At 51.8% G+C, this 18,288-nt stretch carries 18 protein-coding genes; all 18 read right to left on the reverse strand.

Annotated features, from left to right (window positions below):
* Positions 1–17: 17 nt before the first annotated feature.
* Positions 18–656 carry a sugar transferase gene (locus ACHEXK_RS09785; RefSeq protein WP_416545672.1) on the reverse strand — a complete coding sequence of 213 codons (639 nt, stop codon included), beginning with the start codon at positions 654–656 and terminating at the stop codon, positions 18–20.
* Positions 653–1,630: a UDP-glucose 4-epimerase family protein gene (locus tag ACHEXK_RS09790; RefSeq protein ID WP_416545674.1), complete on the reverse strand. Its 978-nt coding sequence runs from the start codon at positions 1,628–1,630 to the stop codon at positions 653–655. The genes ACHEXK_RS09785 and ACHEXK_RS09790 overlap by 4 nt, the downstream gene beginning before the upstream one ends.
* Positions 1,631–1,635: 5 nt before the next feature.
* Complete coding sequence (locus ACHEXK_RS09795; protein WP_416545675.1) at positions 1,636–2,394, reverse strand: glycosyltransferase family 2 protein; 759 nt, start codon at positions 2,392–2,394, stop codon at positions 1,636–1,638.
* Between the two features lie 39 nt (positions 2,395–2,433).
* Positions 2,434–3,471, reverse strand: a complete 1,038-nt coding sequence (locus ACHEXK_RS09800; RefSeq protein WP_416545677.1) for a glycosyltransferase family 4 protein — start codon at positions 3,469–3,471, stop codon at positions 2,434–2,436.
* Positions 3,472–3,537: 66 nt separating this feature from the next.
* Entirely contained in the window at positions 3,538–4,719 is a 1,182-nt protein-coding gene (locus ACHEXK_RS09805; protein ID WP_416545679.1) for a hypothetical protein, read from the reverse strand.
* Between the two features lie 14 nt (positions 4,720–4,733).
* Entirely contained in the window at positions 4,734–5,708 is a 975-nt protein-coding gene (locus ACHEXK_RS09810) for a glycosyltransferase family 2 protein (RefSeq protein ID WP_416545681.1), read from the reverse strand.
* Positions 5,705–6,361, reverse strand: coding sequence for an acyltransferase (locus tag ACHEXK_RS09815; protein ID WP_416545683.1), 657 nt, complete (start codon positions 6,359–6,361; stop codon positions 5,705–5,707). The genes ACHEXK_RS09810 and ACHEXK_RS09815 overlap by 4 nt, the downstream gene beginning before the upstream one ends.
* The gene (locus ACHEXK_RS09820) at positions 6,358–7,380 is read right to left on the reverse strand and encodes a glycosyltransferase family 2 protein (RefSeq protein WP_416545685.1); all 1,023 of its coding nucleotides are present in this window, start codon (positions 7,378–7,380) and stop codon (positions 6,358–6,360) included. The genes ACHEXK_RS09815 and ACHEXK_RS09820 overlap by 4 nt, the downstream gene beginning before the upstream one ends.
* Before the next feature lie 2 nt (positions 7,381–7,382).
* Complete coding sequence (locus ACHEXK_RS09825; RefSeq protein ID WP_416545687.1) at positions 7,383–8,768, reverse strand: hypothetical protein; 1,386 nt, start codon at positions 8,766–8,768, stop codon at positions 7,383–7,385.
* A gap of 1 nt (position 8,769) precedes the next feature.
* Positions 8,770–9,651, reverse strand: a complete 882-nt coding sequence (locus ACHEXK_RS09830) for a transketolase family protein (RefSeq protein ID WP_416545689.1) — start codon at positions 9,649–9,651, stop codon at positions 8,770–8,772.
* Complete coding sequence (locus tag ACHEXK_RS09835) at positions 9,644–10,450, reverse strand: transketolase (protein ID WP_416545691.1); 807 nt, start codon at positions 10,448–10,450, stop codon at positions 9,644–9,646. The genes ACHEXK_RS09830 and ACHEXK_RS09835 overlap by 8 nt, the downstream gene beginning before the upstream one ends.
* A complete protein-coding gene (locus ACHEXK_RS09840) occupies positions 10,447–11,382 on the reverse strand; it encodes an FkbM family methyltransferase (protein ID WP_416545693.1) in 936 nt (311 codons plus the stop codon). The genes ACHEXK_RS09835 and ACHEXK_RS09840 overlap by 4 nt, the downstream gene beginning before the upstream one ends.
* The gene (locus tag ACHEXK_RS09845) at positions 11,379–12,449 is read right to left on the reverse strand and encodes an NAD-dependent epimerase/dehydratase family protein (RefSeq protein ID WP_416545695.1); all 1,071 of its coding nucleotides are present in this window, start codon (positions 12,447–12,449) and stop codon (positions 11,379–11,381) included. Before ACHEXK_RS09845 ends, ACHEXK_RS09840 begins: the two co-directional genes overlap by 4 nt.
* Positions 12,449–14,065, reverse strand: coding sequence for a lipopolysaccharide biosynthesis protein RfbH (rfbH, locus tag ACHEXK_RS09850; protein ID WP_416545697.1), 1,617 nt, complete (start codon positions 14,063–14,065; stop codon positions 12,449–12,451). Before rfbH ends, ACHEXK_RS09845 begins: the two co-directional genes overlap by 1 nt.
* 210 nt (positions 14,066–14,275) lie before the next feature.
* On the reverse strand, positions 14,276–15,364 hold the full coding sequence (gene rfbG, locus ACHEXK_RS09855; protein ID WP_416545699.1) for a CDP-glucose 4,6-dehydratase: 1,089 nt from the start codon (positions 15,362–15,364) through the stop codon (positions 14,276–14,278).
* 1 nt (position 15,365) lies between these two features.
* Positions 15,366–16,139: a glucose-1-phosphate cytidylyltransferase gene (gene rfbF, locus ACHEXK_RS09860; RefSeq protein ID WP_416545701.1), complete on the reverse strand. Its 774-nt coding sequence runs from the start codon at positions 16,137–16,139 to the stop codon at positions 15,366–15,368.
* Positions 16,140–16,157: 18 nt separating this feature from the next.
* Positions 16,158–17,153, reverse strand: coding sequence for a 2Fe-2S iron-sulfur cluster-binding protein (locus tag ACHEXK_RS09865; RefSeq protein ID WP_416545703.1), 996 nt, complete (start codon positions 17,151–17,153; stop codon positions 16,158–16,160).
* A gap of 6 nt (positions 17,154–17,159) precedes the next feature.
* Positions 17,160–18,248, reverse strand: a complete 1,089-nt coding sequence (gene gmd, locus ACHEXK_RS09870; RefSeq protein WP_416545705.1) for a GDP-mannose 4,6-dehydratase — start codon at positions 18,246–18,248, stop codon at positions 17,160–17,162.
* Between the last annotated feature and the right edge of the window lie 40 nt (positions 18,249–18,288).

Raw genomic sequence — 18,288 nt, forward strand, 5'->3', positions numbered from 1 at the left:
CCATAAATTCTGAATATTCATTTTGCGCTTGCTGCGTCGCCGGCACCTTTGCCTGTGACAGTCAGGAAAATGAATTTGAAATAGTTCAACACTCCTAATTCTCGCAACATGCGCGCATCAGTTTGAGCCAGCAATTCGGGTGTCGACATGTCAATGCCATTAACCTGCGCCAAACCGGTGATGCCGGGGCGAGCCGCATAGACCCCAAGTGCTTCACGGGCAGCGGTCAACTGGTGTTGGTTGGACAAACCGGGGCGTGGGCCGACGAGACTCATGTGACCCAACAGCACATTCCATAACTGGGGAAGCTCGTCCAACTTCGTGCGGCGCAAAAAAACACCTGTACGCGTAACCGCTGAACTGCTGACCAGATGCGATGCCACAGACGCCGTACCAGGACGCATGGTGCGAAATTTCACCAAAACAAACAACCGCTGGTCGCGGCCGACACGCTCTTGCGCAAACAATGGCGAGCGAGTGTCTGTCCAACAGAAGAGACCCACCACCAACAAAACAGGCAAGAGCACCAACAAACCCGTACCAGCAAGGAGGACATCCAGCCACCGCAATACCAAACCACGCCACCCGGTCATAACCAATTTCCTTTGATTGAACGCATCTGCACCACCCATCATCACAGTGAACTTGGGGATCAATTCTCTATCGAGAAGCAAGCTTGCAACCCATCCTCGACCGACACGGGCGGCACCCAGCCCAACAAATCCCGCGCCTTCGATACATCCACTTGCAAGTTGCCACACAACCGCTGCATCGCATCACCCTTCCCAAGCATCCGCGCGCCAGCCCTCAAAGCCCATACCGGCACCGGCCACAACCGAACAGGCACGCCAGCAGCTTCAGACATCTTGCGGATCAACTCCGGCGTTGAAAGGTCTCGCCCGTCGCTGACCAAAAAAGTCTGGTTGGCCGCTTGGGGGTGAGTGGCGCAGGTGACAATGAAATCCACCAAGTTGGCCAACGCCACCAAGCTGCGTTGGTTGCGGACCAACGCGAAAGGAAGGGGCCAACCTCGCTTGACAACCCGCATCAGGGAGGCAAAGTTGGCCTTTACTCCAGGGCCATACACCAAGGGCGGACGAATGAACACCACTTCCATTCCCGTCTCCACCGCAATTTCGCGCAAACCTTGCTCAGCTTCCAGTTTTGAAATCCCATAGGCGTCTTGCGGGTCTGCAACCGCATCTGGCGAAAATGACACATCTGGCTCAGTGTTCTCACCATTCACCTTGACCGTGCTGATAAACACCAAACGCTTGACACCTGCAGCAGCAGCTTGGCGGGCCATATGCAAAGTGCCCTGCACATTGACCCTGCGAAATTCTTCCAAGGGGTCGCTGGCGGTATCGGTCATCACATGCACGCGTGCCGCGGTGTGCACCAACACATCAATACCTTTAAGAGCGGATAGCCAATTGATGGGCACTGACAAGTCGCCCAATTGTGCATAACGAACGCCAGATATGGGAACCCGGGGAGGACGGCGAGAAATCCCCAAAATGACAGGTGACACAGCAGCATTGGCAGAGGAAGTGCGGAGCGCAACCAAACGGTGCAAACAGGCCAAACCCACAAAACCTGTGGCACCAGTAACAGCCCAATTGTTCATCATGCTGGTCAAACGGGGCGACGAACAAACTGCCAGGCTCTGGAAAAAACCTTGTTTCCCAAAAACCGCATCCATGAAAACCCAAGGCCCAATGCAAGTAAACCCCGCCGAACTTCCAGGTTCTGCTTGATGACATTGCTCAGGCTGCGATTGGTGGTGCCGCCCATGCGCATGTGCACCAAGACCTCGGGTAAATAATAGCTACTGATCCCCTCAACCTCTAAAAAACGGGCCATTAACTCAACATCTGCAGCGATTTTGAAATTCAGGTTAAAAGCACCTAAACGTTCATAGACTTCACGCCGAACAAAAAATGTCGGGTGAGGTGGGCACCAACCTTTACCGAAAAGACCGGCAACAAAAGGACAAGATCGCCAGTAACGAACGATTTTTGAAGTATTTTCTTGCTCGACATACAACAAGTCACCATAGCAGCAATCCACTCTGCTGTTTTCAAAAACCTTCACAACTTTAGAGATTACGTCGGACGAAGGATAAAAATCGTCGGCGTTGATAAAACCAATAATTTCACCTGTCGCCAAAGCAATGCCTTTGTTCATTGCATCGTATATGCCACTATCCTGCTCAGAAATTAACTTGTGACTAGGCATCAACTTTGAATTAATAACCGCCAAAGTTTTATCACTGGAGCCGCCATCAACAATAATGTATTCTAAATACGGGTAGGCTTGGGAGCGCACAGAATCTAAAGTATCAGCAATAGTAGCATCGCTATTAAAGCATACAGTAATGATTGAGATTTTCAACAGTTCAGTCCTTAAACAGCAATTTAAATATAACAAGCATTAAACCTTGCTTGATAAACCTCTATAAATAGCCACGGTCTGCTCGTGACATACCCCCCAATCATAAATACCGGCTCGATGGAGACCAGCTGAAACTCGCAGGGCACGATACGCAGGATCTCGCAACCGAGTTACCGCATCCGCAAGTGCCATTGGATCTTCTTCATCCAATCGTTCCAATGCAATTCCACCTACCTCGACCACGGCCTTGCAATTTACACTCACCACAGGGCAACCAGCTTTCATTGCCTCCACAACCGGTATACCGAATCCTTCGTAGCGTGATGGATAAACCAGACAAACAGCCTGATTGTAAGCCACATTAAGTTCGTTATCCGAAACGAAGCCCATGTGCATCACCCGTTTGCGGATGCTGGGGCTTAATAACCGAAGTTCATCATCACGTAATGACCCACCGCCCACACAATATAAATTTAATCCAGGCAAATATTTAAGGGCATCTAACACCAAAGCAAAATTTTTGTACCCTCGGCGATCACCCACAAAAAGAATGAAAGGGCTTGGCGATTGCCCGATTGGAACGGGCTTAAAGCAACTGCTAACGCCATTGGGTATAATATGTACTTTTTGATCTGACCTTACACCAACGAACTCCATTAGATCATCACGGGTTGATTCCGAAATACAAATAATCGATTGGGCTTGCCTTATAGATTCGTACTTTTGAAAACTATGCGCCCAAAGTGCTGGTCCTCGACGAAAACGTTCATAAATGAAGTCATGAACTGTAACGACAGTTGGTAAATTTCTACGTGAGGGCTGACGATAATAACTTGAGTGGAATACTGAAGCAGTATCACTAACCCTACATGGTCGATAACGTTCAAGACTACGCGACGAGCGATAATCAACCAAAATATTTTTTAAAAGAAAATCAAATTTTTGATTTACCGGCTCCTCGATTGATAAACGTGCAGAAATTTTTGATTTCTCAAGATAATTCAAGAGTTCACGGAAATAAACTGATATTCCACCGTAACTTTGCAAAGAAAAAATAATTCCATCAATAGTTATCATTTTATATTTTTTTAAATTAATTTAATCAAAAATTTAAAAAGCATTTCTTTAAATTATGCGAAAAATTCAGAATTTTTTAACAAAAATTTTAGAATCCACACCTCTCAGATTAAATGCCAGCAAACCGATTAATATAGAGAAATAAGGACTCGCGAAATTAATTGCATTTGCGTAAATTAAAATTGGCAAAAGAGAAGTCAAAACAAGCATATTAAAATTAAAATTATTTTTATACGCCAATGAAATAAATACCAATGGAGTGATCAAAGAAATTATCCCGATCTCAAACAACGCAGAACCAATACCAGACATTATTTTATTTGTAGACTCACCCCACCAAAAAAATTCATTCACCAACATTTCATTATTAATTATCTCGATAAATTTATAAAAGCCACTAGGCATAAAGTAATTATTAATTGATCCCTTAATTGATAAATAAATATGCATCACCCGTTCAGATATACTAGCATCAATCAACAAAATATCTTGCGGACTATTAATAAACATATTAATTATGTTTAATGTACGACTTCCAGTCTCCTCGACAACCAAAGACAATACCATAACCAAAAGCACAGCCCAAAAAATTAAAATAATAATATTTCTCCTATTCAAATCCAAAAGACAATAAAGCAAGGATACAACCAACAGAATTAGTATAGAAATAGCTGACTGTGAAAGCATAAAAATAGAAAGCAGCCCCACAAACAATGGCTTCCAATCACATCTCTTACCTATTTTAATATTTGAAATTATATAGATCAATAAAAACATTAATGTTGCCATTCCAAAAAAGGAAGGTTCAGAGTACAAACTACTGTAGCCTCTTGATTCCGTAGATCGCGAATGCAATAAATTTGAAAAAACATCCGTCGATATAAATTTCTGGGCAAGTCCTGCAATAAAAGATATATAAATAACATTTTTAGATAATTTTCCAACATCTACACCAGAACAAATTGATTTGTAGCAAGCTATCGAAATTAGTGGCACCGAAAAATACACCCCTATTAAGCGTACAAAATATGGCCAATCTTCATATGTCATTAATATAATTGGAAATGAAAAAAAAGCCGGAATCCATAGATAATAGAGAATTTTCGGATAATTTTTTGATTCGATGCTCAATATAATTAAGGCAGATATCATTGGGAAAGGCGAAACATCAAAACTAAATAAATTAAAGCCAACATTTGGAAAGAAAAATGGCAACATAAGATAATAATATAATTTTGATTTCAACATTAAAAGTTACGCAATCAATCAATCAAACCACGAATTAACCGCCGATACACTGTAACGATCGGCTGAAATATCCATGGTGGGGCTATGCTAATTATCAGAAAGGCCATTCGCTTGAATTGATTCGTTATTTCCGGCGCAAGATAGCGTTGATACTGATTTAAATCGTAACCCATCTCAGATCGTAGACGGATCGCCAGCCTAAGTGTTAGCCAGCCATAGCGGTCAGCCATGACCTGCGCCGCTTTTAAGACAGCAACTTTCAGAGGGGGGCAATGCACTGACACTGCCGCACACATCGCCCTAAATCCAAAAAAAACACCGTAGGAGTCACGTTTCCAAGTGAATGTGTCGGTGCCTTCTACACGGTTCGCAACGCATGGTTCTGCCACGATCAGGACAGGGGTAGGCCAGCGTGACAATATTTCGCAAATACGACCGACGTGCGTGTAATATGTACCCTTATAAAGGTCCGCAGAAGTATCACTCCAGCGATGCCGGTCAATAATGCACGCTCCAATGAAACCCGCCGCCCAAAGATGACAAGAAACGAACTCGACACTAGACATTCGCTTTGGTAGCTCAGTTAACGCTTGACCAAGTAAGTGACCCTCCTTATCACCAACATAGGCGTAGTTGGCAAAGATAAAAGCCTCTTTAGCATCCTGCAGGAGCTCATACACGCGGCTTATACCCCCTGGCAGGAAGTAATCGTCCTCACCAACTATCCAAGCGTAATCGCAGTCGCACAGATCTACGGCGCACTGGATATTATCATCAATCCCTAGATTATCAGAGTTACGATGCACAACGACTGAGATATTGCGCTGGTAAAACTCCTCATAAACAGCTGAGTTTGTCTCATCCATCGAGTCGTCAGCAATAAAAATCCGAAAAGGACTATCACCAGCACTTTCAAGAGCAGAGAAAACACACCTTCTTAAATAATCAGGGCGCTTGTATGTAGGTATGCAAATGCCAAGCGTTATCATTTTGAATCAATTATCGGTATCCAGTGTTCTGTAATCGGGTCGTAACGCTTGATGGGTATTGCTGGTGAGCCAACAGCGATAACGCCTGAGGGCAGATCTCGTGACACCACGCTGTTCGCTCCGACTATGGTGCCTTCGCCTATCTTTACTCCGGGCAATACCATCACACCATCACCCAGCCAGACATTGCGTTCAATTCTGACAGGGCGCCCCGGAGCGAGGCGTCGCAGTGTGGGTCGTAGGTCTGGTCTATCTTGCTCATTGCCTCGATACACACCGTGGCCGTGGTCAGTAACATGTATACGGCTACCAAACATAACACCATCCCCTATAGTGACGAGGGTATTCGCAGCAATGTGAACCGATTGACTACAGGTTACATGTTTTCCAATCTCGATGATTGGCTCATATTGGACACCTGCCCACTCTTGCACCGCTTCAATCCAAAGCATCTGCCCAGCTACGAAACCATCGCCAATAGAAATAAATTGCCCACCCTGTATTTTCGCCCCGCTAGAGACGTGAAACCCGCGACCGACTTTTGCGATTGAGCGCATCCAAAGCGCCGACCAGAACTTGTCGCTCAGGTATGCAAGTAGGTCTGGCATCGGTCGACGGAGGTTATTTAAAATGCGCCGAAGAGTATTTCTCATAGAGATGGATTCATATCAGCACCGAAGTATTGGCGCCATACACGGCGCAATCTATTGAGCACTCGCCAAGTCTGAAAGAATGGCTGTGCCATAAAGCGGGGTAGCCGACCTAGTGGCACTATCAGCAACCAATAAAGCCAACGCGAACCCAACTGCTCGTTGAGGGCTACCCAGGGACTCTCCGGCGTATGTAACACGCGACGTCCGCTGCTACGAGCACCCCAGATCAGACCCGGCAAGTACTGCATGATGTGACCGTCAATTAGCGCCCTAGAGAGCGGATGGCTAGCACCAAAAGTTTCACTGACAATTCGTGGAAAGTTCGCGCCGAATACAGTCAACAAGCCGTAGCCACCACTATTATCCTTGGTCGCCAGCACACAACGATCTGAGATGAACAGGAACGGACCTTCCGATCTCAACAGCGGTAGCACCCAACCGAGTTGCACCAGACTGGTAGCGTCGAAGCGATTGATACAGTGGTCACCAAGCACGTCAAGCAATCGATCCTTATCAATCACCATTCCGGATATGAAAGTCACCCACACATGAACTGCCTCGGCGAACTGCAGCGTTGTCAGGTCCGAAACGCGCAAGTCACCAACAGTCTCACCCTGGTCGGGCCCCAATATTGGATTGACCCATTCGCTCTGCATGTAAAGTAGAGCAGGTCTCTTCTCCACCAACAGCCTCACCAATTTCGCTATAACGCCCCGCTTCGGGCAGTCATCGTCGCCAATAATCCAGAAATAGCGTGTCGACACGCGTGGGATACAAGAGAGAAAATTGCCCTCCGGGCCAAGGTTTTGATCATGGCGTTGAATCTTAAGGGCGGGCCAATCATGTGCAGCTTCGGCTGTAACCTCGGGGGTCGAGTCCGTAGAGGCGTTGTCCGATACAAGCACTTTGACAAGGGTTTCAAGCCCTTGCAATTCAGCACGCAGTGCTTCTAAAAGTGTGACTAGATGCGTCGCACGGTTGTAAGTGGGTACGATGATGGTCAGTATTGCTTGGGTCATTGTCAGTTGAGTTCTTGGGTTGCCGCCAGAGGCTCCAGAAGATGTCGGGCGCGGTAGCGTCGATACAGCAAGAAGGTCCAGGGCATAGAAACGCAGACGCTGATCGCCGCGTAGCCGAACATCATGTTGGTGACGTCGTGCCTCGATAGCGTAACAACGGCAAACGTCAACAGGGCTGAAACAACCGACACAGGCAGCATAGGCTCTTCTCTGTGGGCACGCATATAAGCTGCACCGGCATAAACCGCGGTGTTCACAGTTGCAGCGCAGGCAATCCAAAACAGCGTGTCAGGTGGCGCAATGCGGTTCACTAGCCTGATATCGTAATGGGTACCCATTGAAACAAGCGCCACAATTAAAAAACTCGGTAACCCGGTGGCCACTACCGACCGCAATGACACCGCCTTAAAAAGACGGCTCAGAGGAGCAAACTCGCCGCGCGAGATGTGCATGGTGAAATTTGGCGTCTTGGCATTGATCCAGCTTAGCCCGAGAGAGGTGATAGCGCTAAATATGGTCATGGCCATGCCCAGTCGACCTGCCTCTACTGCGCCATGGCTGGCGAAAACAATCGGCGTAAAAAGGCCAAATATGAAGTAGCCACAGGCCCAACTGATCGCAATACGCCACTGCAATGGAAAAACATCTCGGCGCCATGAAATCGGCTCAAGGCCTGAGGTGTTCGCTGTCACATCTTGTTGGAACATGCCGCCCCGCCTGCGTAGCCACAGCGACGTAGCGAAGGCACCGACAGTCGGCACAGCAACTGCAGCCCACAAACCCGTACCAAGCAGAAGCAGTATCCACATTGCGGAATAGCCCAACATAGACTGAATCAGCCGTAGCCGCGCCACTGCGCCAACCTGCCCAGTGCCTTCGATGACTGTGAGGTGAGGACTGAGAAACACGTTAATTGACGTGAACAGCACCAGCACCACCCAGGTAGCGCCCCACTGCGCCATAGGCAAATCGCCACCTTTGGTGACGAAAAACACCCAACCAGCGCCGCCTGCCAGCACGACGAAAAGCACAGCAGCCACCCCATACCAGCGGCGTAGCAGACTGACCAGTCCATACAAACGGTGGATGCGTGCCGCGTCCCCGCTTACCTTGCCGTCATCCTGTATGGTTAGATGGGCCGCGTCATGACTAACGAGTTGGAGGATGACCTGGTTCAGACCAAGTTCGAAGAAAACTTGCAGCGCCAAAACGCTGGCAAAGGTGTAATAAAAGCCTTGTTGTGTCGGCGACAGAAAGAGAGGAATCAGGACGATAGAGAGCCCGCCTGCCAGGATGCCCCAGCCACGGAATAGGATGGTCGCAAAGATGTGTACATCCAGCCCTACAAGCGCTTTTAGTCTTAGCAACATACTCCCAGAGACAGCCATGCTACGGAAGAATTCCACCGACACGATTTAATGTAGCCTGCGACCCGACCGTCCCGCATACCTCATGACTCAGCGCAATAGGGCGCACATTGCAATCAACACCCATCGCCAAAGCCCGGGCCTCAAGCATCCAGGACCCAAAACCACCGTCTTGTAGATGATCCTCCACTGTCACGATCTCATCGTGTTCCTGTAGTGCAGCCACCTGCGCGACCTTATCTGCCATCGACCAAAGCGGCATAGAGTACACGGCGTGTTCTGCACACTGTGGATTTGCGGCCCAGTCCATGGCGATTTGCAATCCAGCACCAGTGCTCAGTAGGGCACGCTTAGCATTGCCACCGCGCACCTTTAGCCAACGGCCCGGCGCAACATCAGGTGGGGCGGCATGGAAGTTAGGTTCGCCGGCCTTACCCAACCGAAGGTACGACGGCCCAGGGTTCTCGACCAAATATCGCATGCACGCACGTGTCTCCATCGGGTCACCCGGCGCGGCAATCAGCATATTGGGCAGTGTGCGCATGAGGGCGTAGTCCTGAACCGCATGATGCGAATAGCCCAGCGCACCATAAGCCAATCCGCCGCCAACGGCTACCACTGTCACTGGCAGCTTGTGGTAGGCCACGTCGTTGCGTATCTGCTCTGCGCAGCGAAAGGTGGGGAAGTTGGCAATGGAGTAGGTGAAGACGTGATACCCCTCAGATGCCATCCCCGCAGCCAATCCGGTCATGTTTTGCTCAGCCACGCCTGCATTGATGAATCGGTCTGGAAATTCGTCTGCGAAAGGTTCGATGACTGAGTAGCCTAGGTCTCCCACGATCAGAGCGATCTGTGGGTGCTGTCGGGCCAGTGTGACCAGCTCCTGAATAAAGGCATTACGCATGGTTCAACTCCCCCAATGCTTGTGCAAGTTGTTCTGTTGACGGTGACTTGTAATGCCAATCAATACTGTTTTCCATAAATCCAACGCCCTTGCCTTTGGTCGTATGGGCTATCAGGAAAGAAGGTTTGCCAGGTTCCCAGGGGGCCGAGCCCAACGACTCAGTCAGTTCAGAATGGTTGTGACCATCCACCTCGCGGACAGCCCAACCGAATGCACGCGCTTTGTCTGCCAAGGGTTCCACACGCAAGGTTTTATCCACCGTAGTTAAGCTTTGCAGCTTGTTGTAATCGATGATTGCAACGAGGTTATCCAGCTGATGATGGGCAGCAAACATCATGGCCTCCCAATTCGAGCCCTCGCCAAGTTCGCCATCACTGAGCAACACAAATGTGCGCCAGTCCTGCTTGCGGCGATTTGCTGCGAGTGCCTTGCCAGTGCCAAAGGGCAACCCGTGACCGAGCGAGCCGGTGGAAAACTCCACGCCTGCAACTTTGTGGCTGATGTGGTTCATCAGCACAGAGTGATCGTGACCGTACTTGAGCAAGTCCTCGCGCGGAAAGAAGCCGGTCTCAGCCAATGCTGCATATACCGCCACGCATGCGTGCCCTTTGCTGAGGATAAAACGGTCACGGTTCGGTGCATCTGGCTGTTTCGGATCGAGACGCATCTCTTTACCATAAAGTACGGCAATGATGTCACTGATGGATAGCGCCGAGCCGATGTGAGAGGCTTTCGCTCGTTGCACCATTTGCAGAGCTTCGATACGGATTTGCCGTGCTAGAGCTTGGGTGTCGGTCATAGTGCCTCCAGCTTACGGGCCAATTCAGCATGCTTGACACGGTGAATGAACGCATAGTTAGTTTCTGCCGTTTCATCTGTAACGGAGTCAATGCGCCGGACGCCAGAATGACCTACAGCGAAACACTCATAGTCCAGTTCGGCGAAATATGTGAGCATGTCATTCGGGTGGTAGCCAAATGGTTTGGACCATTTGCGGAGGAGTTCGGCAAAAACCACTGGACGGTGTTCGCTAAGTGTTAGGCGACCACCGCGAAACACGAGCAGTTCTGCACCCTCTACATCGCACTTAATGAAGTCGGGACGGACCTGCTGGTTCGAACACCATTGATCTAAGGTAAGGGTCAAACCAACCACTTTCTGAGCGTCGGCCGCTAATGCAACGTTAAGCAATGAAGCGTTGGTGCCACCGGTAGGAGCGATAAAGAAGTCAAAGCTACCACTGACATCGGACAAACCGTAGTTGTAAGAACGAACACGGTCGGCAACGCCATTGATCGCCAAATTGCGTTGAAGATAAGCATGGCTAACAGGCAGTGACTCGAAGGCGTGGACTCGGCTACTCGGTTGGCGCTTGGCGAATCTAGCTGAATACCAACCGATGTTGGCACCAACGTCAAGGATTTGATCTGCACCTTCACTTAGAAGGTCCATAACCCGGGTCTCTTCCGGTTCGTAGCGGCCGAAGTTCATTACTTCGATTGGGGCAACCCGCCCTTCGTTCGGTGGCGCATAAAGCCAAATATCCTCTTCGCCAATGCGAAATCGCACACCGTCGCCCGCGATACGGATCTCGCGCACGTCTGTACTCTGCGTTATGCCGACGTAATCGAATAGATGGCGGTGCACCTGCAATGCCTGCTGAATAAAATCAGGCTTGCCGAGATTACCCACTGAAAATTGTTCTTTCAGGGATTGGATTGAATGGGTCATGTTGTATGCGCCTCGATCATGCGGCGGAATCCTTGTTGAGGTGTAACCCGAGCAGACCAACCTAGGCCAGACAGCCGTTGGACATCAGGTATAAGGCGACTGAAGGTGCTGCTCAGGTAGTTGCGATCTTCGGGTGGCAGTCGGCGCTCCACCTGTAGCCCCTTATCTGGATAGAGACTCACCAGCAGCTCGGCTAATTCCATCACGGAGAGTTCGCCAGCGGGGTTGGCAACGTTGTAAGGTGTGGCAGGCTGCCCGCTGAGTAGAACGGTGAAAAAGCCCGCAATGGCATCTGATGCATAACAGAACGCACGGCGTGCTGATCCGTCGCTCATCATGACAATGTTTTCGCCCCTAATAACGTTGTAGGTGAAGTCGGCGAAAACCCTGCCGTCATCGGCCAACAAACCGGGGCCATAGGTGTGAAAAGGTCGTACGATGTAAGTGGGAAGTCCGTACTGCTGGTACCATGCAACGCATAGCGTTTCGCCCAACCTTTTACTCTCGGCATAACAGGCTCGAACCGAGGCAGGGTCGATATGGCCGTAGTCGGTTTCGGCCAACGTACGATCACCACCGACCTGCCCATAGACCTCGCTACTGCTGACGAATAACAGACCTCGCGGGTCTGGGCAACGCTGCAGTGCTTGCAGGAGACTGGCTGTGCCTACTGCGTTAGGCATCAAAGTACCAACAGGGTCGGTTCCATAGAACCGAGGGCTAGCCTGGCTAGCTGCATGCAGAACGTAGTGGCAATTACCTAGATCAGGTACGGCTATATCGTTCAGGTTCCATGTGCGCAGTTCAAGGTTTGGGCTGTCGGCAAATACACCAAGCCGCTCGCGACCGCGCTCAACGTCACGAACGAGAGCCAACACTCGGACGGGGCACTCGACAAGACCAGCGCCGTGGAGCCCCAGTAGCACACGCACTAGGTAGCCTCCAAGAAAACCGCCGGCGCCGGTTACTGCAATGGTGAGTCCGCTCAGCTTTTGCCATGGCAGCTCGCGCGTTAGAACTGCGGCAGTGTCTTCCACCCAGACACGTTGGAGTTCGCTGCTGCTCATCAGAAGCTCACGCCAAAAAACTCTTCCAGCTTGTCCGCAATGTAATCCAGCTGCTCCTCGCCCAGTCCAGGGAATGTTCCAAGCCAAAAAGTCTGGTTCATCACGGTGTCTGTATTGGTCAGCTCGCCGCTCACGCGGAAGTTGCGGCCAGCCATATAGGGCTGCTTGGTCAAGTTACCTGCAAACAAAAGCCGCGTGCCGATTTTATTTTGGTCCAGGTAATTGATCAGGTCTGTGCGTTGGATGCCGCTGCTTTCTTTCAGCACCAGCGGAAAGCCAAACCAGGATGGCTCTGAGTCTGGCGCTGCTTGGGGCAGGTGCAAAAATTCAACGCAGCTTTGCAGGCGGGCTTTGAGGTAGGTGAAGTTGGCACGGCGCTTGGCAATGAACTCCTCCAATCGGTCCATCTGCGCCAAAGCGCAGGCAGCCTGCATGTCGGTGATCTTGAGGTTGTAGCCCAGGTGGCTGTAGGTGTACTTGTGGTCATAGCCATCAGGCAGGTCGCCACCCAGTTCTTTTTTTGTCCAGCAGAAGCGTTTGTCGCAGGTGTTGTCTTTGCCGGGTGGGCAATAGCAGTCGCGGCCCCAGTCGCGGAAAGATTCCGCGATCATCTTCAGCTCGCTGTTGTTGGTGAACACCACACCGCCCTCGCCCATGGTGATGTGGTGTGCGGGGTAAAAGCTCAGGGTAGAAATGTCACCAAAGGTGCCAACCATTTGCCCTTTATAGGTCGCACCCAGTGCGTCGCAGCAGTCTTCGACCAACCACAAGTTGTATTTTTTGCAGAGGGCGGTGACCACGTCCAAGTTAAATGGGTTACCCAAGCTGTGGGCCAGCATGATGGCTTTGGTTTTGGGGCTGATGGCGGCTTCAATCTTGCTGGCGTCAATGTTGTGGGTGGCCAGGTCGACATCGACAAACACCGGCACTGCGCCAAACTGCAAGATGGGGTTGACGGTGGTGGGGAAGCCCGCCGCCACGCCAATGACTTCGTCACCGGGTTGGATGGCACGGTCGCCCAGTTTGGGGCTGGTTAATGCAGAAAACGCAACCAAGTTGGCTGACGAGCCGGAGTTGACCGTCAGCACGTGCTTAACGCCCAAGAATTTGGCCATGCGTTCTTCAAACATGGCGTTGAAGCGGCCTGTGGTCAGCCAACCGTCCAGCGAAGCATCGACCATGAGCTGCAGCTCTTTGGTGCCAATGACTTTGCCGGACACGGGCACTGCAGACTCGCCGGGGACAAAAGGAACAGGGGCATGGGCGCTGGCTGAGAAGTGTGTCACTTCGTTTTGGATAACACTGCGCAAAACTGTTTGAAGCGCTTTGGGCGTGAGCTGCGCGAGTTTTCTGTTGACCAACGCACTGCTGAGCAACATGGATTTTTCAGGTCGTACGAAACTTTTGAAAGGCAAGCCGGGCCCCTCAAAGTCTGCCTCGCCCAGTGCCAATCGCTGCTCTGATGGGGCAGGCGGGACAGTGGTGATGAAGACAAAACGCGCGTCGCCTGCGGCATCCGGTGGCGCAATGGCCACGGCTGGTCGGTACTTTTGCTCCGAAAGATCGGTGTACGGGAATGGCAGTTTGTAGATTCCGCCTTGTTGAATTTCAAACATTGTTCCAGCAGTCTTCAGCAGGGTTGAGAAGGATGTTTTGGGCAAAACCGGTTTGGCTTTGAAGGTGCAAAGCAGCGAGCTGGTCTGGACTCAATGCACTGGAGGTGTCTGTAGCTTCTGGGTCTAAAAACAGAACGACCACTTTGGCATCACGGGGTAGCCCTTGGGGTGGGAGCTGAATGTGCCCCTCGTGGCAGTTAGCTTGTATGGCTAGCATGGGAATGACTCCTTGTGCAGTTGGATGTAGGTTTTTATTTGATTTTGACAAATGTCGCGCATATTGCTGGCGGCCAAGTAGGCGCGGTGCCAGTCGGTGATGTGGCCAAGTGCTGTGTTCAGTGACCAACGCGGCGTCCAATTCAAGCGCTGCTTCGCTTTGGAAATGTCGAGCTTGAGGTAATTTGCTTCATGCGGGTGATCGCCTGGTTGCATCTGCCAACTGGCGCCCTGCCCCCAGGCTTGGCAGAGTTGCTCAACGATCCACTGAACGGGGCGGGCGTCTTCGTCCCGGGGCCCAAAGTTCCAGCCTTCGGCAAAAGCCTGGCCATGTTCGTGCAGTTTTTCTGCCAACAGCAAGTAGCCCGACAGGGGCTCCAGCACGTGCTGCCATGGGCGGGTGGCGAATGGGTTGCGAATTTGTACGGGTTGGCCTTTTTCCAGCGCCAGCAGGGTGTCGGGCACCAAACGGTCTAGTGCCCAGTCGCCACCGCCAATGACGTTGCCCGCGCGGGCCGTGGCCAGGGCAATGCCGGCATCCTTTAAAAATGATTGGCGATAGGCATTGCTGACCAATTCTGCGCAGCCTTTGCTGCTGGAGTAGGGGTCATGCCCGCCCATGGGCTCGTCTTCACGATAACCCCAGGCCCATTCTTTGTTTTCGTAGCACTTGTCGGTGGTGATGTTGACGATGGCACGCACGCTGCTCACATGGCGAGCCGCCTCCAGCACATGCACTGTGCCCATCACGTTGGTGGCATAGGTCTCGATCGGCTGCTGGTAGGAAAGCCGCACCAAGGGCTGGGCGGCCATGTGGATGATGATTTCTGGCTGAAACTCTTTGACCAGTTGTGCGATGGCGCTGGCATCCCGTATGTCGGCAATGCGGCTGTCCATGCCTTTGGCCACTTGGGCCACGTCAAACAAGGACGGCATGGTGGGTGGTTGCAAGGCAATGCCTCGAAGCTCTGCGCCCATGGACTGAAGCCACAAGCTGAGCCAGCTGCCTTTGAAACCGGTATGCCCGGTCATGAGCACTTTTCGGTCTTGCCAAAATGCTGGATTGGTTTGCTCGACCGTCATGTCAGTCCCACTTTTTCCAGGGTGCTGAGCCGTTGGCCCACATTTTTTCCAGCGTGTTTTTGTCGTGCAGCGTGTCCATGGGTTGCCAAAAGCCGGCGTGCTTGAATGCCATCAATTCACCCTGTTCTGCCAACTTCATGAGCGGCTCCTGCTCCCAAATGGTGTCGTCGCCTTCTAAAAGGGGCAAGACTTTGGGGGAGAGCACAAAAAAGCCGCCGTTGATCAGTGCGCCGTCGCCACGGGGCTTTTCTTTGAAGCTGCGAACTTGGCCGTTCTGGATGTCGAGCGCGCCAAAACGACCGGGTGGGTAGGTGGCTGTCAGGGTGGCAGCTTTGCCGTGACTGCGGTGAAAGGCGATGCTGGCAGCAATGTCGTTATCGCCCACACCATCGCCATAAGTGAAGCAAAAAGCTTCCTCGTCTTTGACGTGTTCGGCCACGCGTCTCAGTCGCCCACCTGTCATGGAGCTGTCGCCGGTGTCGACCAAGGTAACTTTCCATGGTTCGGCGCGTTTTTGGTGCACGTGCATGGCGTTGGCTTGCATGTCAAAAGTGACATCTGACATGTGCAAAAAGTAATTCGCAAAATACTCTTTGATCAGGTAACCCTTGTAACCACAGCAGACAATGAAGTCGTTGATGCCGTGGTGCGAATACATTTTCATGATATGCCAGAGGATGGGTTTGCCACCGATCTCGACCATGGGTTTGGGGCGCGTAGCGGTTTCTTCGCTGAGGCGGGTGCCGAGTCCGCCGGCCAAAATGACTGCTTTCATGAATTGCTTTTGCTTGAGTTAATGCGAAGCCGAAGGCACAAAAGCATCGGCAAAGAAACGGGTTGCAGGCAAGCCAGCGGCCAACAAACTGGACTTGGCACTGCGAATCATGGCGTCTGAGCCACAGGCGTAGACCACGGTGTGGGCCAAGTCAGGTTGCGTGGCTAGCAACGCGTCTTGCACATAGCCGCGCACGCCTGTCCAAACGGTAGGAGCGCGAGAGAGCACGGGTACAAACCGATGCCCAGCCGGTATGGCTTGTGGATCAAAGTAAAGGTCTTCGGCTGTTCGACCACCCCAAAAAACGGTGACCGATTGCGGGGTCTGTTCTGGCTCCGCCGTAGTCAGCGACTCCAACATGGCTTTGACAGGTGCCATGCCTGTGCCTGTCGCCAAAAACACCAGATGAAGTTGCTTCAGCTCGCGCAAGAAGAAGGTGCCCAAGGGGCCATTGAGGCGCAAGAGATCGTTGGCTTTGGCTTGCTTGAACCAGTAGTCGCTCATGACACCGCCATCGACTGCGCGGATGTGCAGCTCCAGGGTTTTGTCTGCCATGTTGGCGTTGGCCAGTGAGTAACTGCGGCGTACACCACCGCTGCCGATGACGTCGATGTATTGCCCGGGAAGGGATCTGAAGTCGGCTGTGGGCGGCAGGCGCAGCATGACACGGACGACGTCAGTGGCCAGGCGGTCGAGGCTATTGATGCGGCAAGGGAGGGTTTTGCTTGGCGGCAAAACGACATGGCCAAGGTCTTCGACTTCGAGCGTGACGTCGGTTTGAGCAGATCGCACGCAACTGAGAATCCAGCCTTCGGCCTTTTCTGCGTCGGTTAGACCTGTTTCTGTTTGCAGAGCCGTGGTTTCGCCTTGCAGCACTTTGCATTTGCAGGTGCTGCAACGGCCTGTTTTGCAACTGTGGGGGAGCGTGATGTCCACAGACAAGGCTGCATCCACCAAATTGGCACCTGCGGTAGCCGTAAATTCACGGCCATTGCTGAGCTTGACGACGGGCACTTGTGTTTATTCCAGGCTCACGTTGATGTTGTAGCCGTTGGCTTTGAGCAGCGCATGCTGCTTGGCTTGGGCCAGATCATGGGTCACCATTTCCTTGCACATCTCTTGGGCGGTGATTTCGGGCGTCCAGCCGAGTTTTTGTTTGGCTTTGGTGGGGTCGCCCAGCAGGGTTTCGACTTCGGTGGGGCGGAAGTAGCGGGGGTCGATGCGGACGATGGCTTTGTCATGCCAATAGGCCACTTCATTGACGCCCTCGCCTTCCCAGCGCAGTGTCATCCCGAGCTCTGCAGCGGTCCACTCGATGAATTGACGCACGCTGTATTGCACACCGGTGGCGATGACGAAGTCTTCAGCGGTGTCTTGCTGCAGCATCATCCACTGCATGCGCACATAGTCTTTGGCGTGGCCCCAGTCGCGCAGGGCATCGATGTTGCCCATGTAGAGGCAGTCTTCCAGTCCTTGGCTGATGTTGGCCATGCCACGGGTGATTTTGCGTGTGACGAAGGTTTCGCCACGGCGTGGGCTTTCGTGGTTGAACAAGATGCCGTTGCACGCATAGATGCCATAGGCTTCGCGGTAGTTGACCGTGATCCAGTAGGCGTACATTTTGGCCACAGCGTAGGGGCTGCGGGGATAAAAGGGTGTGGTTTCCTTTTGGGGGATTTCTTGCACCTGGCCATACAACTCGCTGGTGCTGGCTTGGTAGAAGCGCGTTTTCTTTTCGAGGCCGAGGATGCGGATGGCTTCCAGTATGCGCAGGGTGCCCATGGCGTCCACGTCAGCGGTGTATTCAGGCGACTCGAATGACACGGCCACGTGGCTTTGAGCACCCAAGTTGTAGATTTCGTCGGGCTGGGTTTCTTGCACGATGCGCACCAGGTTGCTGGTGTCGCTCAGGTCACCGTAGTGCAACTTAAAGTTGGCGTTGTCCACATGCGGGTCTTGGTAAATGTGGTCCACGCGCTGGGTGTTGAAACTGCTGGCGCGGCGCTTGATACCGTGCACGATGTAGCCCTTTTCCAGCAAAAATTCAGCCAGGTAAGAACCGTCTTGACCTGTGATGCCGGTGATGAGGGCGACTTTGGGTTGGGTCATGGCATGTGCGGGGTTAGCAACTGTTGAATGAAGACCCGCA

This window comes from Limnohabitans sp. DCL3 (assembly GCF_048019295.1).
Classification (GTDB): domain Bacteria; phylum Pseudomonadota; class Gammaproteobacteria; order Burkholderiales; family Burkholderiaceae_C; genus Limnohabitans_A.

Bases quoted from the DNA above. Each gene is read 5' to 3' on its own strand.
- ACHEXK_RS09825 (WP_416545687.1), bottom strand. From the start codon at position 8,768: ATGGCTGTCTCTGGGAGTATGTTGCTAAGACTAAAAGCGCTTGTAGGG.
- rfbG (WP_416545699.1), bottom strand. From the start codon at position 15,364: ATGACGGTCGAGCAAACCAATCCAGCATTTTGGCAAGACCGAAAAGTG.
- gmd (WP_416545705.1), bottom strand. From the start codon at position 18,248: ATGACCCAACCCAAAGTCGCCCTCATCACCGGCATCACAGGTCAAGAC.
- ACHEXK_RS09805 (WP_416545679.1), bottom strand. From the start codon at position 4,719: ATGTTGAAATCAAAATTATATTATTATCTTATGTTGCCATTTTTCTTT.
- rfbH (WP_416545697.1), bottom strand. From the start codon at position 14,065: ATGTTTGAAATTCAACAAGGCGGAATCTACAAACTGCCATTCCCGTAC.
- ACHEXK_RS09845 (WP_416545695.1), bottom strand. From the start codon at position 12,449: ATGAGCAGCAGCGAACTCCAACGTGTCTGGGTGGAAGACACTGCCGCA.
- ACHEXK_RS09835 (WP_416545691.1), bottom strand. From the start codon at position 10,450: ATGACCGACACCCAAGCTCTAGCACGGCAAATCCGTATCGAAGCTCTG.
- ACHEXK_RS09800 (WP_416545677.1), bottom strand. From the start codon at position 3,471: ATGATAACTATTGATGGAATTATTTTTTCTTTGCAAAGTTACGGTGGA.
- ACHEXK_RS09840 (WP_416545693.1), bottom strand. From the start codon at position 11,382: ATGACCCATTCAATCCAATCCCTGAAAGAACAATTTTCAGTGGGTAAT.
- ACHEXK_RS09815 (WP_416545683.1), bottom strand. From the start codon at position 6,361: ATGAGAAATACTCTTCGGCGCATTTTAAATAACCTCCGTCGACCGATG.
- ACHEXK_RS09790 (WP_416545674.1), bottom strand. From the start codon at position 1,630: ATGATGAACAATTGGGCTGTTACTGGTGCCACAGGTTTTGTGGGTTTG.
- ACHEXK_RS09820 (WP_416545685.1), bottom strand. From the start codon at position 7,380: ATGACCCAAGCAATACTGACCATCATCGTACCCACTTACAACCGTGCG.
- ACHEXK_RS09830 (WP_416545689.1), bottom strand. From the start codon at position 9,651: ATGCGTAATGCCTTTATTCAGGAGCTGGTCACACTGGCCCGACAGCAC.
- rfbF (WP_416545701.1), bottom strand. From the start codon at position 16,139: ATGAAAGCAGTCATTTTGGCCGGCGGACTCGGCACCCGCCTCAGCGAA.
- ACHEXK_RS09810 (WP_416545681.1), bottom strand. From the start codon at position 5,708: ATGATAACGCTTGGCATTTGCATACCTACATACAAGCGCCCTGATTAT.